12 protein-coding genes are annotated in these 15746 nt (G+C 43.7%); 7 read left to right on the top strand and 5 right to left on the bottom strand.

Annotation, left to right across the window (positions count from 1 at the left end; all coding sequences use genetic code 11):
- Window positions 1–42 precede the first annotated feature (42 nt).
- Window positions 43–1965 carry a PrkA family serine protein kinase gene (locus J8L84_RS14105; protein WP_057793122.1) on the bottom strand — a complete coding sequence of 641 codons (1923 nt, stop codon included), beginning with the start codon at window positions 1963–1965 and terminating at the stop codon, window positions 43–45.
- Between the two features lie 242 nt (window positions 1966–2207).
- Window positions 2208–2789: a superoxide dismutase [Fe] gene (gene sodB, locus J8L84_RS14110; RefSeq protein WP_211071243.1), complete on the bottom strand. Its 582-nt coding sequence runs from the start codon at window positions 2787–2789 to the stop codon at window positions 2208–2210.
- 509 nt (window positions 2790–3298) lie between these two features.
- On the opposite strand from sodB, the gene J8L84_RS14115 reads away from it, so the two are divergent.
- The 5 genes from J8L84_RS14115 (at window position 3299) to J8L84_RS14135 (ending at window position 11495) form a co-directional block, all read left to right on the top strand.
- Entirely contained in the window at window positions 3299–3649 is a 351-nt protein-coding gene (locus J8L84_RS14115; RefSeq protein WP_013784977.1) for a Grx4 family monothiol glutaredoxin, read from the top strand.
- A gap of 293 nt (window positions 3650–3942) precedes the next feature.
- Window positions 3943–6504, top strand: coding sequence for a TonB-dependent receptor (locus J8L84_RS14120; RefSeq protein WP_211071244.1), 2562 nt, complete (start codon window positions 3943–3945; stop codon window positions 6502–6504).
- A 147-nt stretch (window positions 6505–6651) separates the two neighbouring features.
- Window positions 6652–7212, top strand: a complete 561-nt coding sequence (locus J8L84_RS14125) for an RNA polymerase sigma factor (protein WP_013784975.1) — start codon at window positions 6652–6654, stop codon at window positions 7210–7212.
- A gap of 1 nt (window position 7213) precedes the next feature.
- On the top strand, window positions 7214–8290 hold the full coding sequence (locus tag J8L84_RS14130) for a FecR domain-containing protein (RefSeq protein WP_211071245.1): 1077 nt from the start codon (window positions 7214–7216) through the stop codon (window positions 8288–8290).
- A gap of 358 nt (window positions 8291–8648) precedes the next feature.
- Window positions 8649–11495, top strand: a complete 2847-nt coding sequence (locus J8L84_RS14135; RefSeq protein WP_348771836.1) for a TonB-dependent receptor — start codon at window positions 8649–8651, stop codon at window positions 11493–11495.
- Window positions 11496–11590: 95 nt separating this feature from the next.
- On the opposite strand, the gene J8L84_RS14140 is transcribed toward J8L84_RS14135, so the two are convergent.
- Complete coding sequence (locus J8L84_RS14140; RefSeq protein ID WP_013784972.1) at window positions 11591–11785, bottom strand: bacterioferritin-associated ferredoxin; 195 nt, start codon at window positions 11783–11785, stop codon at window positions 11591–11593.
- Between the two features lie 261 nt (window positions 11786–12046).
- Here J8L84_RS14140 and J8L84_RS14145 point away from each other — a divergent pair, with 261 nt between their 5' ends.
- Window positions 12047–12652 (top strand): peroxiredoxin C, encoded by a 606-nt coding sequence (locus J8L84_RS14145; RefSeq protein ID WP_211071247.1) that lies wholly within the window; start codon window positions 12047–12049, stop codon window positions 12650–12652.
- Window positions 12653–12827: 175 nt separating this feature from the next.
- On the opposite strand, the gene rnt is transcribed toward J8L84_RS14145, so the two are convergent.
- Entirely contained in the window at window positions 12828–13484 is a 657-nt protein-coding gene (rnt, locus tag J8L84_RS14150; RefSeq protein WP_211071248.1) for a ribonuclease T, read from the bottom strand.
- Window positions 13485–13801: 317 nt separating this feature from the next.
- On the opposite strand from rnt, the gene J8L84_RS14155 reads away from it, so the two are divergent.
- Window positions 13802–14608: an OmpA family protein gene (locus J8L84_RS14155; protein WP_049791830.1), complete on the top strand. Its 807-nt coding sequence runs from the start codon at window positions 13802–13804 to the stop codon at window positions 14606–14608.
- Between the two features lie 83 nt (window positions 14609–14691).
- Here the strand turns inward: J8L84_RS14155 and glpQ are convergent, their stop codons facing one another.
- Window positions 14692–15714 carry a glycerophosphodiester phosphodiesterase gene (glpQ, locus tag J8L84_RS14160; RefSeq protein WP_211071249.1) on the bottom strand — a complete coding sequence of 341 codons (1023 nt, stop codon included), beginning with the start codon at window positions 15712–15714 and terminating at the stop codon, window positions 14692–14694.
- Window positions 15715–15746 lie beyond the last annotated feature (32 nt).

The raw sequence follows: 15746 nt of genomic DNA on the forward strand, positions 1-15746 counted from the left end.
ACCACCTGCTTGTCATAGGGTGAACCACGAGTAAATAGCCCATTATGAGGCTTTACGAACTCGTAAATACCACTCACACAATAGTCTGACTTGCTTTTGTGTATAGCCTTTTTCCGTCATTCGATTCACAAAGTCGTCATGCTTTTTCTGTTCGTCGGCCGACCCTTTGGTATTGAACGAAATAACTGGCAGCAAATCTTCCGTGTTGGAAAACATTTTCTTTTCAATCACAGTGCGTAATTTTTCATAACTCGTCCACGATGGGTTTTTACCGCCATTGTTGGCCCGTGCGCGAAGTACGAAATTCACTATCTCATTACGGAAGTCTTTAGGGTTGCTAATTCCCGCAGGCTTTTCGGTTTTTTCAAGTTCAGCGTTTAGCGACGCGCGGTCAAAAAGTTGACCGGTTTCAGGGTCGCGATATTCTTGATCTTGGATCCAAAAATCTGCATAGGTGACATAGCGGTCAAAAAGATTCTGCCCGTATTCTGAGTAAGATTCCAAATACGCGGTTTGAATTTCTTTACCGATAAACTCAACATATTTTGGTATGAGGTAGCCTTTTAAAAATTCTAAATATTGCTCACTTAAATCAGGTGGAAATTGCTCACGCTCAATCTGTCTTTCAAGCACGTAGAACAAATGGACAGGGTTGGCAGCCACTTCTTGATGATCGAAGTTAAACACTCGGGATAGTATTTTAAAGGCAAAGCGGGTGGATAGCCCTTCCATGCCTTCATCTACGCCGGCATAGTCTCGGTATTCTTGATACGACTTGGCTTTAGGGTCGGTGTCTTTTAAACTTTCGCCATCGTACACCCGCATTTTTGAGAATAAACTTGAGTTTTCTGGTTCTTTCAATCTTGAAAGCACGGTAAATTGAGCTAAGCATTCAAGGGTATCTGGCGCGCACGGTGCCCCTTTAAGTTCACTGCTATCTAGCAATTTACGGTAGATATGAATTTCTTCACTTACTCGCAAACAGTAAGGCACTTTTACAATATAGACTCGGTCTAGAAAGGCTTCATTGTTCTTGTTGTTTCTAAATGTTTGCCACTCTGATTCATTTGAGTGAGCTAAAATCAGGCCATCAAAAGGTAACGCTGAAAAGCCTTCGGTTGGGTTATAATTGCCTTCTTGAGTGGCAGTAAGCAGCGGATGTAGCACTTTAATGGGCGCCTTGAACATTTCCACAAACTCCATCAACCCCTGATTCGCTTTACACAGTGAGCCCGAGTAGCTGTAGGCATCTGGGTCATTTTGTGCGTATTGCTCTAACCGGCGAATATCTACCTTACCTACCAAGGCTGAAATATCTTGGTTGTTCTCATCGCCAGGCTCAGTTTTCGCAATACCCACTTGATCGAGCACAGAAGGGTAAACACGCACTACTTTGAATTTCGTGATGTCACCATTGTATTCATGCAAGCGCTTGCGCGCCCAGGGCGACATAATGGTCTTTAAGTAGCGTTTGGGAATGCCATATTCTTGCTCGAGTAAATGGCCGTCTTCTTTGGCGTCAAATAAGCAAAATGGATGGTCGTTTACCGGAGAGCCTTTAATGGTATAAATCGGTACGTGTTGCATAAGCTCTTTTAAACGCTCAGCTAACGACGATTTACCTCCCCCTACAGGCCCAAGTAAATAGAGAATTTGTTTCTTTTCTTCTAACCCCTGTGCGGCATGTTTTAGGTAAGAGACTATTTGTTCAATAGCTTCTTCCATACCATAAAATTCATCAAACGCGGGGTAGCGAGATATAACGCGGTTTGAAAATATGCGACTCAGTGCGGGATCCGTCGCGGTGTCTATCATTTGAGGCTCGCCAATGGCACTTAGCAATCGTTCAGCCGCATTTGCGTAAGCTGCTGCATCGTCCTTGCAAATCTCAAGGAACTCCTCAATGGTAAACTCTTCCTGCTTTCGTTCTTCGTATCGGTTTTGGTAATGTTCGAAAATACCCATAAATACCTCTTAAAAAAACGGTTGCCCGTAATTTCAGCTTAGTCGGTATTTAGAAATAGGAAACAAAAATCATAGTAAACTTTTGTATAGATGTGAAATGTTTGGTCTAACGAAAAATGGAATTTTTTCGTTTAAATAGAGTCAAATACACCCATTAGTATTACTTAAAGGTCTGTATATTATTTAATGATGGGCATAAAAAAACCCGCACAAGCGGGTTTATAAAATTTACCTGAAAATGATTACGCGAAGTTCGCGCTAGCAAATTCCCAGTTAGCAAGTGCCCAGAAGTTTTCTAGGTACTTAGGACGCACGTTACGGTAATCGATGTAGTAAGCGTGTTCCCAAAGGTCAACAGTCAATACAGGCGTAAGCTCGTCACCAGAAATTGGTGTTTCAGCGTTACTTGTATTTACGATGTCTAGAGAACCGTCAGTAGCTTTCACTAACCAAGTCCAGCTAGATCCAAAGTTGTTCACTGCTTTGTCGTTGAATGCAGCTTGGAAGTCAGCGAATGAGCCCCATTTTGCATTGATTGCGTCAGCAAGTGCACCAGTAGGTTCGCCGCCGCCATTTGGGCTTAAGCAGTTCCAGTAGAACGTGTGGTTCCAAACTTGTGCTGCATTGTTGAAAACGCCACCTTCAGAAGACTTGATGATCTCTTCTAGGCTTTTGCTTTCCAAATCAGTACCTTCAACTAAACCGTTTAATTTAGTTACGTAAGTAGCGTGATGCTTGCCGTAGTGATAGTCCAGCGTTTCAGAAGAAATATGCGGTTCAAGTGCATTTTTTTCGTATGGTAATGCTGGTAATTCAAAAGCCATATCGGTCTCCGTGTTGGTTTAATGTTTTTAAACAACGTTAATTTAAGCTCGTAATGCCTGTTCAACGAGCCTGTATAAATACTTTATCTAAGATGCTTATTTTATAATAGCAAAAGCATGTTGTAGATGTAGGGGCAAATTTGTATAACTCAATGACAAATTTATGAAAATTCTAAATTCTTGTCTAGTTATAATAATTGCCCTTTAAATCCCCATATCGTGAATGCTCGATGACGATGCGTAGCAGCCACGTCGCAAACAATAGAAACTAGGGTACTGATAGTAAGTAATATCTGCGTAAGATATAAGATCACTTTCATCTTACCAATGCGACTAGGCTATATGAGATTATTGCCATCCACAATTGGTGTGAGCATCACAGGTTATATAAATACCTTTTTCAGATGCGGTGAGTATAAACCCCTACAAGAAACTATGATAATATTACCCTTGAATTCTACACGCTCATTCCCACTTATAGGGAATAACTTTTCCGCTGAGAGGACCTGATGGATAACACTGAAACACAATCCACCGTAGACAGAATTAAGCAACAAATTGAAGAAAACCCTATTCTTTTATATATGAAGGGTTCTCCTAAACTGCCAAGTTGTGGTTTTTCTTCACAAGCATCACAAGCACTAATGGGCTGTGGTGAACCGTTTGCGTATGTAGACATTTTGCAAAACCCAGATATTCGCGCTGAATTACCAAAGTATGCGAACTGGCCAACTTTCCCACAATTATGGGTAGACGGCGAGTTAGTAGGTGGTTGTGATATCATTATGGAAATGTTTCAACAAAACGAATTGCAGCCGTTAATTAAAGAAACGGCAGAGAAACACAAGACTGAAGAATAAGATTAGAAAGCCGGCAATTAGCCGGCTTTTTTGATTAAAAACCCGCAAAATCACACCACTTTCAATTCCCGTAAATACTAATAGACAGACCAGAAAACAAAATCCTCTATGGTTTGAAAATAAATAATTATTTTGTGCAAAAACGTTTGTTTTATAGGAGCTTACATCTTATAAAAACCGGGTGCTGACAAGTATATGGTCAGTGTTAAAGGTATAAAATAACTATCACTCGCTGCACTTATTACGTTCATGAAAGCGTAGAGGTGACAGGGGGAAAATCCCGGGAAACCACTATGAATACATCTTTGTCTTTATTGACCAAACACGTTCGAGGCGTACTTGCTGCGTCAGCGGCATTTTCTGTTATGGCCATCGCGCCAGTACATGCCCAAGAAGCAGCCGATGCTGCAGAAGCGAGCGCAGAAGATTATGAACAAATCGCTATCGTAGGTTCACGCGCAGCACCACGTTCTGTCGCTGAATCTGCAGTACCTATCGATATTATCTCTGATGAAGAATTTAAAAATCAGGGTGCCACCGATGTTGTCTCTATGATGCAAACGGTTGTTCCGTCGTTTAACGTTAACGACCAACCTATTAATGATGCATCTACCCTAGTTCGTCCTGCTAACCTTCGTGGTATGGCATCAGATCACACCCTAGTGCTAGTAAACGGTAAGCGACGTCACCGTTCTGCTGTAATCACATTTCTAGGTGGTGGCTTGTCTGACGGTGCACAAGGCCCAGATATCTCGGTTATTCCAGCAGCAGCTTTGAAACAAATTGAAGTATTACGTGATGGTGCTGCGGCGCAGTATGGTTCAGACGCCATTGCCGGTGTTATTAACTTCGTATTAAACGATGCGTCGGAAGGCGGCTCATTTGAAGCACGCTACGGCTCGTATTATGAAGGTGACGGCGACATGATTCAGCTGTCTGGTAATATTGGTATGCCTTTATCTGACAAAGGTTTCATAAACCTTTCTGCAGAATACCGTACTGCCGATGATACTTCTCGCAGCGTTCAGCGTGATGATGCCGCAGGCCTAGTGGCTGGTGGAAATACCTTTGTTGCCGACCCTGCGCAAATTTGGGGTTCTCCTGAAATTAAACACGACTACAAACTTTTCGCTAACCTAGGGTTAGAGCTAAGTGATACTGCAGAAGCCTATATGTTCGGTAACTTCGCTGAGCGTGAAGTGGAAGGTGGTTTCTACTACCGTAACCCGCACACTCGTGGCGGTGTTTACGCGGCTGATGATGGCTCATTGTTGGTAGGTGACTTAACCGACGACCTTTCAGGTAACTGTCCTACTGACATCATGCCTGGTGACAACGTGTTAACGAACGAACGTTACATCAATGAAGTGGCTAATAACCCTGATTGCTTCGCGTTCAACGAAATTTTACCAGGTGGTTTCACACCGCGCTTTGGTGGAACGGTCACCGATATGTCATTGGTATTTGGAACCCGTGGCGAGTTAGCTAACGACATCACTTATGATGTAAGCTTGAACTTGGGTGAAAACGAAGTTGATTTTGTTATCAGCAACACTATCAACCCATCATTAGGTCCCGATACGCCCTTCGAGTTTAGCCCTGGTCGTTACACGCAGTCAGAGCAAACCCTTGACGTAGATTTCACTAAACCTTTCGAAATTGGCTTATATGAGCCGTTATTTGTAGCAAGTGGTTTCCAATACCGCCATGAAAGCTACGAGAGTTTTGCAGGTGATTCTGCGTCTTATGAAATTGGTCCACTAGCCTCACAAGGTTTTGGTATTGGTTCGAATGGTTTCCCTGGTTTAGCGGCAAACAGCCAAGGCCTAGTGTCGCGTCATAACATCGCGTTCTACGTAGATGCAGAAGCGTACATTACTGAAACCTTCATGTTAGCGGGTGCTATTCGTTACGAGGATTACTCAGACTTTGGTGATACTACCAAAGGTAAAGTGGCGTTCCGCTGGCAAGCACTTGAAAACATCGCCTTCCGTGGTGCTTTCTCAACAGGCTTTAAAGCGCCTACATTGGGTCAAAGCAACGTTCGTAACGTAACCACAGCGTTTGGTACTGATGGCAAGCTTATCGACCGTGCTACCCTTCCGCCTACCGATCCAGTATCACAACTTAAAGGTGGTGAGCAGCTTACTCCGGAAGAATCTGAAAGTATCACGTTTGGTGTAGTAGCAGACTTTGATAACGGTTTGTTCATTACAGCTGATTACTACAACATCGAATTGACTGACCGAATCAGTACTGCTTCTGGTATTGCGCTTACTGATGAAGATATTGCGATTTTGCTAGATCAGGGCATCAACGATGCGTCTAGCTTCACTGAAATTAGCTTCTTCACTAATGACTTCGATACGACTACCGAAGGTCTTGATGTTGTAGCTAACTACAGCATGGACATGTTTGAAGGCGAAACTAAGTTCTCGCTAGCGTATAACTGGACGTCTACTGAAGTAGATAGAGCATCTGATAATATTTCAGCTGAACGTATCCGCATGTTGGAAGATAACCTTCCGGCAGTACGCTACAGTGCAACAGCTAACCATACCAATGGTGACTGGCGCTTCCTAGCTCGCCTTAACTATTTCGGTAGCATCTATGAAGATCACCTAGATTCAGCACTACCTATCGATAAAGTAGGGTCTGAAATCACGATTGATTTGGAAATGGCTTATAACTTCACAGAAGAGCTGACTGTAACAGTGGGTGCGAAAAACGCGTTTGATGAGTACCCAGATGAAAACACGCAGTATGCAGGTATTGCAGGTTCATTGTATCCGACTACGTCTCCCATCGGCATCAATGGCGGTTTCTATTACCTGAGAGGTGTTTACACTTTCTAAAAACGGAAACCAGGTAAAAGGAGGCGTTCGCCTCCTTTTATTTCTCTAAATACTAAAAATATAAGATTTCATCGTGCAAGAAGACCAATTAATTGGCATGATGGTTCAATAACTGTAAGCAATTTGAAACACCTGCAAAATTTTAATATGACCAGAAAGTCGACAGTCACCGAATCCTTCTTAAAATATCGCGCAAAGCTAATGCGTGCGGTGAGTACTATTGTGGGTGCCGACGATATAGAAGACATCGTTCAAGAAGCATTCATAAAAAGTTATGAAGCTGAGATGAATCAAGAGATTCGTTTTGAACGCACATACATGCTGAAAACAGCACGTAACTTAGCATTAAACCATGTTGCCAGAGCTGAAAATAAAAATAATCAGCCTATTGATGACATGGACATTTTACCCCACGAACTGGTGGGTTATAGCTTAGAAAAAAATGTAGAAAGTAAGGAACGCTTCATCCACTTTTGCCGAGCAACGGATACGTTGTCTGCGGATGTTAAGCGGGTATTTTTACTTAAAAAAGTATATGGCATGCGCCAAAAAGACATCGCAGAACTCGTTGGTTTAAGCGAGAGTACGGTAGAAAAGCATGTCGCTAAAGGATTAATGTTGTGCTCGAAATATTTAGCCGAGCTATCTAAAGATGACGCCCCCGTGCGCACATCTCGTAATGCGACTCAGGACATAAGCCGTAGTTAACATGAACAATATTCGTCAGTTTTCCAGCAAAGAAGATATCCAAGAGCAAGCCTGCTTATGGATAAGCCGTCTCGATCGTGAACTTAGCGAAGACGAAAAAACACAGCTAGATGCGTGGCTTGCCGAAAGTCCAAATCATCGTAAGGCACTGATGGAGGCCGCAAGCTTGTGGGATGACATGTCAGTACTTAACGAGTTAAGTGGATTGTTTCCTCGTCATCAGAACAAAACCGAAACCAAGGCCCATAATCGCAATAAACGACGCGTGGGTATCGTTACTCAAGCTCGCATGAGCGCAGCCGCCGCATTTTTAGTGATGGCTATTGCGGTAGGAGTTGTGGTTGACCGTGTTTGGCTTGAAGAGCCAAATGCAGTGGCGCACATGTCTGAAAAAATTGAAACCGGTATTGGTGAACAAAGAAATCTTGTGCTTTCTGATGGTTCCACATTACTGTTAAACACAAACTCGCGGGTCACCGTCGATTTTTCTGACGATGTGCGAAACATTGTCTTGCTAAAAGGCGAAGCGCATTTTGAAGTGGCGCACGATACCACGCGCCCTTTCACCGTAACCGCTGGAAATAACACGGTTACAGCGGTGGGTACTGCGTTTAACATGCAATATGTTGACGATAATGCCTTTGAGTTAGTGGTAACCGACGGAAAAGTATTAGTTAAAGACAGGTTCAGTGCATTCAGTAGTAACCAATCATTGTTTTCCAAAACACCCGTTGAAGGTGAAGGCCTGCTTATGTTTGCGGGTGAAAAAGCCACAGTTAAAGGCGATGTTGATGCCCGTGAAAGCTTATCGCAAAATGATATCGACGATGACTTAGCATGGCAGCAAGGCATGATTGTGTTTAAAGGCGAGCGCTTAGAAGCCGTACTTGCTGAAATTGGCAGATATACCCAAGTACATTTTCAGATTTCTGACGAGTCACTTAAAAGTCGCCGTGTTGCTGGCTACTTTAAAGTGGGTGATATTGATGGCTTGCTAGCGGCACTGAAAAACAGCTTTAACATCGAATACGAGAAAGTTTCTGATACCAGTATTCAGTTATCGGTTTCCCGAAGCTAGTTTAAGCCTAGTGTAGGGGGCCACTGCAGGGGCATTAAAGGGCTAATTCGCAGATAACTCGCGATTGATGGTCAAAGGCATGCTTTAAGGTTAGTGTTTGTCTTATAAAAGCAATGCGCTTGCATTACTTGGCATAAGCTTAACTATTGTGACAATATAATAAAACAAATAATAAGTACGATTTCTTATCTTGCATCATTTGCGTTCGGCCAATTTTTCTCGTGCAGTAGTGCGCAGCTATAACAGTGTGCGCAAGGCAAGTATATGCCTTGTGTTAGCCGTTTGTGCTGGTCCCATTCAATGCACATACGCCCAAGAGCCCGAGTCTCAAGCTGGTCAACGGAGCAAACAAGAAAATGTGCCAAGCCCAATAAAGCAGTCTAATCAAACGGCCTTTCAGTTTTCAATTCCAGCCCAAGATGCCGATGACGCGCTAACAGAACTAGCAAAGCAAGCTAATACCACACTCTTATTTCCTTTCGACTTAGCGCAAACGGTTAAAACCAATTCTTTAGAGGGCAACTTCACCCTTAACGAAGCTTTATCAAAATTGCTTGATGGCACCGAGCTTGCCGTAGTAACCGACAGTGCTGGGCAAGTCAGTATTCGTTCTCGCAGTGATGTGGTTGCTCAAAATAGAAAAGACGAGGGTGAAGAGAAGGTTCAAGAAGAAGACACGAGTAATACGATTGAGCGCATCGCCGTGGTAGGCACGAGAAACTCTCCTCGTAGTGTGGTCGACTCGCCCGTGCCACTAGATATTATTGGCTCAGAATCATTGCGTTCACAAGGCAACAGCGATGCCTTGTCGATGCTAAGCACCATGGTGCCTTCTTTAAACGTCAACGATCAGCCTATTAATGATGCTACCAGTTTAGTGCGACCTGCTAATTTACGAGGTATGGCGTCAGATCACACATTGCTGCTCGTTAACGGTAAACGCAGACATCGCTCGGCAGTCATTACCTTTCTTGGCGGTGGCTTATCTGATGGCGCACAGGGGCCGGATATTTCGGTTATCCCAGCTTATGCATTAAAGCAAATTGAAGTTTTACGAGATGGTGCTGCGGCACAATACGGTTCAGATGCCATTGCTGGCGTGATTAACTTCGTACTTGATGATAGTGATTCAGGTGGCAGCATCGCACTTAAAACGGGTACTTATTCTGAAGGTGATGGTGAGTTATTTCAGATACAGGCTAATAAAGGTTTTCGTTTAGGTGAAAACGGCTTCTTGAACGCCACGGTAGAATATCGACAGCAACAAGGCACATCACGCTCTGTTCAGCGTGATGATGCCCAAGGCCTCATCGACGCAGGCAACACATTTATAAGTAGCCCCGCGCAAATTTGGGGGGCACTAGATGTTAACGAAGACATGAAAATGTCGGTAAATGCGGGGTGGGATATTGCGCCTAACTACGAAGGATACGCGTTAGCAACTTATGCACATCGAGAAATAAGTGGTGGTTTTTACTATCGCAACCCACAAACCCGAGAAGGTGTCTTTTCTGAAACGAACGAAGAAACGGGCGAAAGTCGCTTATTAGTTGGGGATTTAGACGGTATAGGGCAGGGGATTAGCTGCCCCACTATTTTCCTTGATGATACCAATGTATTGGATAACCCCGATTATTTGCGTATTGCCGATAACACCACCGCACTTGGTGCGAATTGCTTTGCCTTTAACGAGTGGTTTCCTGGTGGGTTTACCCCACAATTCGGTGGCACAATTACTGATGCCTCAGTATTTGCTGGTGTTAAAACGGAATTAGACAATGGCTGGGCAATGGATTTGAGTGCCAGTGTAGGGTATTCAGATATTGCTTATCGGCTATCGGGTACAGTTAACCCTTCGCTAGGGCCAGACTCTCCGCTCTCTTTTACACCGGGCTCTGTGAGCCAAGTAGAGCGTACGTTTAATCTTGATTTCGCAAAGCTAATTCAATCTGTATTTGAAGAGCCAATTAGTATTGCTATGGGCGCAGAGTGGCGCAGAGAAACTTACTTTCAAAAAGCCGGCGATGATGCCTCTTATGCCGCAGGCTCGCTTGCTTTTGACCCCACCACGGAGGCGTCGCAAGGGTTCAGCATTGGTTCTAACGGGTTTCCTGGTTACCAGCCTCAATCTGCAGGGCACTGGAGTAGAAGTAATTGGGCGGTGTACATAGATTTGGAGTTTTTTTTAAGTGAAGCATGGCAGTTTGGTGTAGCGACCCGCGTTGAACACTTTACTGATTTTGGCTCTACCTTTGATGGAAAGCTAAGTACGCGATACAAGGTTAACGACTTATTTGCCCTTCGAGGCTCTATCAATACGGGCTTTAAAGCGCCGACAGTAGGGCAAAGTAACGTAATTAATGTTACCACTGCTTACAGCGCAAATGGACTAGAAGACCAAGCCACATTGCCGCCCACTGATTTGATATCACAACAGCTAGGTGCAACACCGCTCACTCCAGAGGAATCGGTTAACTTTAGTTTAGGTGTGGTGATGCACGTAAGTGATACCTTTTTCGCAACCCTCGACTATTTCAATATCCGTTTAATGGACAGGATCAGTACCACGTCGGCAATACCGCTTAGTGACGCAGACATCCAAGTGCTTAGTGCGAAGGGCCGAGACGATGCGGCGAAATACAACGCCGCCAAATTTTTCACCAATGACTTTGATACCCAAACCCAAGGTGTCGATTTAGTGGTTCACTATGACTTCATGGTACAAGATTGGAAGCAGACATTGTTGTTAGCTTACAATTGGACAGACACACAAGTAGAGCGGGTGACCTTATATCCCACTATGGTTGATGGTGAGATAACCTTAATGCCAAACCTGACAACACAGCGCATTAGAATGCTAGAAGATAACTTGCCAGCACACAGAGGCAGTTTGACGCTAGAACAGTACATTGGCGACGTTAATTTTACGTGGCGGGCAAACTACTACGGTAAATACTACGAAGACCATCTAGATGCTTCAGCGGGAATGGATATTTTTGGAAGCGACACGCTAACGGCAGATGCGCAAGTAGCATGGTATTTTTCACCGTCGTGGCGATTTACGCTAGGTGTGCAAAATTTATTTGATACAAAACCTGATAGCAATCCATTCAGTGGGGAAGTAGGGGCTTTATATCCGCCAACATCGCCAGGGGGAATTAATGGTGCTTTCTATTATTTAGGGTTGGAATACAGTGTTGATTAACGACACACAAGTTAATTGAAATAGAAGATCAAATAAATTCTGGATAGAACGTAGGAAGGAGAAACTAGGAAAATGCCTAGGAAAAAAGGGAAGAACTAGCCTACGTTTTTAAACATAGAATCATCGATGATAGTTTGATCGATAATCTGTTGTGCCATTTGGATGCACTTGCCACACTGGGAACCCAGTTCCATATGTTCACGCAATTCACGCATGTTGCCTACGCCATTACCTTGTACTGCGGCGCGTATGCTTTTATCGGTAACGCCGTAACACATACATACAAACATAAAACACTCCAAATAAGTCTGTAAATGATAATAATTGCTATTTCATTCTAATGCAAGTGAGATTTAGTCGTATTCACACTCAAGAAATCATCAAAAAGGGTGGCCTTTGGTACGATGAGTGAATAAATCATGAAGAATTAGCGAAAGTACAGTGCGTTACCGCTTGTTATCTAAGATAAAGTACCAATAAAGGAAATAGAAAACGCCCATTAATAAGACGTTTTACTAATTATTAAATATTTTAAAAAATTGGAGATATTCATGAGTGTATTAGTTGGTCGTCCAGCGCCGGATTTTACCGCTGCTGCAGTATTAGGTTCGGGTGAAATAGTTGATTCATTTTCACTCTCTGAAACCATCAAAGGCAAAAAAGCGGTACTTTTTTTCTACCCGCTAGATTTCACCTTTGTTTGCCCATCTGAACTTATTGCTTTTGATAAGCGTTTTGAAGAATTTAAAAAACGCGGCGTAGAAGTGATTGGGGTTTCTATCGATTCACAGTTTTCTCATAACGCATGGCGAAATACGCCAGTAAACGAAGGTGGCATTGGCCCAGTAAAATACACCTTGGTGGCCGATGTAAAACATGAAATCTGCCAGGCATATGATGTAGAACACCCTGAAGATGGCGTGGCATTTAGGGGTTCTTTCCTGATTGATGAAGAAGGCCAGGTCCGTCACCAAGTGATTAACGACCTTCCACTAGGCCGCAATGTAGATGAAATGCTTCGTATGGTTGATGCGCTTGCATTCCATCAAGAGCATGGCGAAGTTTGCCCAGCGGGTTGGACACAAGGGAAAGCGGGTATGGATGCTTCACCAGAAGGCGTAGCTAAGTACCTTGCAGCAGAAGCTGACAAGTTATAATAGGCCGAAAGTCTCTACAATAGCCTTTAAAATAGGCATTTCGGCTTGTTAAACAGGCTTTATGCAAATCCGTTTATCCAATACTAAAACAGCGCCATTCGGCGCTGTTTTTTTCTATTGAATAGATTTTAATTTGAAGCGCTTGCCGCTAAGCCAGCATTTCAGGCGTTGCATATCAGCAAGGCTCATCAGGGCAGATAGGTTCACCTGCTAAGGGCCAGCCGCCCAGTGCTTTATAGCGATTTACCATAAAGCAAAATAGCTCTGTGGTTTTTTGCGCATCATATAATGCGCTGTGAGCTTCTTTTTGATCGAACTCAATGCCTGCCGCTCGACAGGCTTTAACTAATACAGTTTGGCCCAACGTTAAACCGGCAAGGCTGGTGGTATCAAATGATACAAACGGATGGAAAGGCGTGCGCTTAATGTTGCAGCGAGCTATGGCTGCGTTCACGAAGCTTTGATCGAAAGTGGCATTATGCGCCACAATCACCGAGCGCTGGCAATCCGCATCTTTTTGCGCTTTACGAATACCTTTGCACAACGACTTCATTGCTTCACTTTCTTCAATGGCACCGCGCAGGGCACAGTGAGGGTCGATACCGTTAAACTCTAGCGCTGCAGGTTCTAAGTTCGCGCCTTCAAAAGGGTCTACATGGTAATGAAAAGTTTGGTCGGGATAAATCAGGCCATCTTCTTCCATTTTTACCGTTACGGCAGCAATTTCAAGTAAGGCATCGGTCCCAGCGTTGAAACCGGCGGTTTCAACGTCGATAACAACAGGGAAGTAGCCCCTAAAACGATGAGGAAGGGAGTGGTGCAACTCAGACATAGTTTCTCTTAGCAGGTTCTTTGGTTACGTAACAAAGCTGTATCAACATAAAAATGCTACAAAAAGTGCTGGGATTATGGCAAGGATAACCCACGGTATCCAGCCTGAATTTCAATGTGGGGCGTAAGAAACCTGAAATGAGGGGCATAATTGATGGTATTAATGGTATAGAAGGCTAAACTTTTCTACACTAAGGACGATATATTCTGTAAGCGCCTTTTTGTTAGGTATGGTTTATCAGTTGAGTGGGTATAGTTGTGAAGCGTAAATTCGGTTTACTTATTCCGTTGTTTTTTACTACGGTCGCAAGCGGTGCTATGCGTCAGTATTCTGCTACGGTAGAAACGTCAAACTGGGAAGTGGTTGATGCATCGCGTTTGCAATGTACATTGAACCATCCTTTACCCGGCTACGGCGATGCCATGTTTACAAGCGTGGCTTCTAAACGGCTTAATATGGAATTTGAGCTAGACATGCATTTATTGCCTAATCGCTTCGATGTAGCTGCTGTTTATTCTGTACCGCCAAAGTGGATGCCGGGAGTGGCCCCTAAAACCATCGCCGATATGACATTGCGCACGCAATATAATGGCGACCTTCCACAAGACGCTGCATGGACTATGCTAAGTGAACTCGAAAAAGGTTTCTGGCCCACCATTTACTATCAAGACTGGTACAACGAATACGATAAAGTGAGTGTTGCATTAAACGCCAGTAATTTTTCGATGGTGTATAGAGACTTCGTTAAGTGTGTGTCTAACTTATTACCTTACAACTTCGACGATATTGCCTATACGGTGTTGTCGTATCAGAAAAACAGTACCGAACTGACTAAGTATTCTCAAAAGCGCCTAACAATGATTGGGGAATACCTAAAAGAAGATAGCGATTTAGAGTTAGTCTTGCTTGATGGCTATACCGATAGTTATGGCGGGCGATGGAACAACGAACAATTATCTATACGCCGAGCCAATGAAGTAAAAAGCTACTTAACGACCATTGGCGTGCCCGATGACAGAATTCAACTGACGGGACACGGCGAGAAGCGTCATATCGCAAATAACGATACCCGAGAGTCACGAGCACAAAATAGACGGGTAGTCGTGCGTTTATCTAAATCTTAGGGTTATCTAAAATCCAAATGAAATCTATAAAAAGCGGCTTAATAGCCGCTTTTTTTGTCAAGTGAATAATCTACTTGTTGTTGCTATTCGCCTTGAGCCTCAAGCCAGGTTTTTACCGGCGGCACATGGTCGGTAAATACGCCGTCTACGTTCACCACGTGTTTAAGGGTAGACAGAAGTTGTTCTGCTGTCATGCCTGGCGGAAGGGCATCTTGACGGAACGTGTAGGGATGAATAATGAAACCTTCTGAATGGGCATACTCAACCCACGATGCGGGTACTAATTTACCTGCTTTCATCGCTTGTGGGTCTAGTAGTTGACCTAACCAAGGGCCTAAACCGTCAGCATAGTTTGCCACTTCTTTCATGCCTGCTTCACTTTTGATCCAATCGTAGTCTGTGGTTGATTCGCCCCAACTGTTTTCACCCATTAGCATGACCACTTTGCCCGCATAGTTTAGGTCTTTTCTAATGCGCTTTATTTCATCGAAGTCAAAACACTGCAAGTAACTATTGGCGTCTTTATTGGCAAGATTAAATCGTGTCAGTGATGCAATCACAATCTGGCTTGCATCTACTCCTTGTTCGTTATGCCACGCTGGTGATTTTACTTCCGTATATACCCCTACATCGGTATTAAACTCTCGATTGAGCTGAGTAATAAGCTCGTAGTGCTCTTCTAAGGTTGCCACGGTAAAATTTGCCGTATTCCCTGTATAGCGTTTTGTAAAAACTTGTTCGCCCTTGCTGTTCGCTCGTTCGTGTACTTGCAGAGTACGAAGCTCAGCTAACGTGAAATCTAAGGCGTAAAAGCGACCATCTTTACGTGCACGCTCTGGAAATACTTGCTCGACGTTGGTTACTGTTTCTAAATGTATGTCGTGCAAGACCACGGCAATCCCATCTTTAGTAATAACCGCATCTTGCTCAATAAAGTCAGGGTTCATGGCAAAAGCAAGCGTGGCGGCTTCTAATGTGTGCTCAGGCAGATAACCTGACGCGCCCCTATGAGCAATAACATCGAAGTCTTTCGCCAATAGTACTGGGCTTGTAAAAATCGAGATAGAAAGCGAGAAAGTAAGTAGAGCGTGACGAATTTTTAGCATGATAGGGCAATATCCTTATTAATAGGGCCGCT

Source organism: Alteromonas sp. MMG017 (assembly GCF_018100795.1).
Classification (GTDB): Bacteria; Pseudomonadota; Gammaproteobacteria; order Enterobacterales; family Alteromonadaceae; genus Alteromonas.

Coding starts and splice junctions, on each gene's coding strand:
- J8L84_RS14105 (WP_057793122.1), bottom strand. CDS start 1,965: ATGGGTATTTTCGAACATTACCAAAACCGATACGAAGAACGAAAGCAG.
- sodB (WP_211071243.1), bottom strand. CDS start 2,789: ATGGCTTTTGAATTACCAGCATTACCATACGAAAAAAATGCACTTGAA.
- J8L84_RS14115 (WP_013784977.1), top strand. CDS start 3,299: ATGGATAACACTGAAACACAATCCACCGTAGACAGAATTAAGCAACAA.
- J8L84_RS14120 (WP_211071244.1), top strand. CDS start 3,943: ATGAATACATCTTTGTCTTTATTGACCAAACACGTTCGAGGCGTACTT.
- J8L84_RS14125 (WP_013784975.1), top strand. CDS start 6,652: ATGACCAGAAAGTCGACAGTCACCGAATCCTTCTTAAAATATCGCGCA.
- J8L84_RS14130 (WP_211071245.1), top strand. CDS start 7,214: ATGAACAATATTCGTCAGTTTTCCAGCAAAGAAGATATCCAAGAGCAA.
- J8L84_RS14140 (WP_013784972.1), bottom strand. CDS start 11,785: ATGTTTGTATGTATGTGTTACGGCGTTACCGATAAAAGCATACGCGCC.
- J8L84_RS14145 (WP_211071247.1), top strand. CDS start 12,047: ATGAGTGTATTAGTTGGTCGTCCAGCGCCGGATTTTACCGCTGCTGCA.
- rnt (WP_211071248.1), bottom strand. CDS start 13,484: ATGTCTGAGTTGCACCACTCCCTTCCTCATCGTTTTAGGGGCTACTTC.
- J8L84_RS14155 (WP_049791830.1), top strand. CDS start 13,802: ATGCGTCAGTATTCTGCTACGGTAGAAACGTCAAACTGGGAAGTGGTT.
- glpQ (WP_211071249.1), bottom strand. CDS start 15,714: ATGCTAAAAATTCGTCACGCTCTACTTACTTTCTCGCTTTCTATCTCG.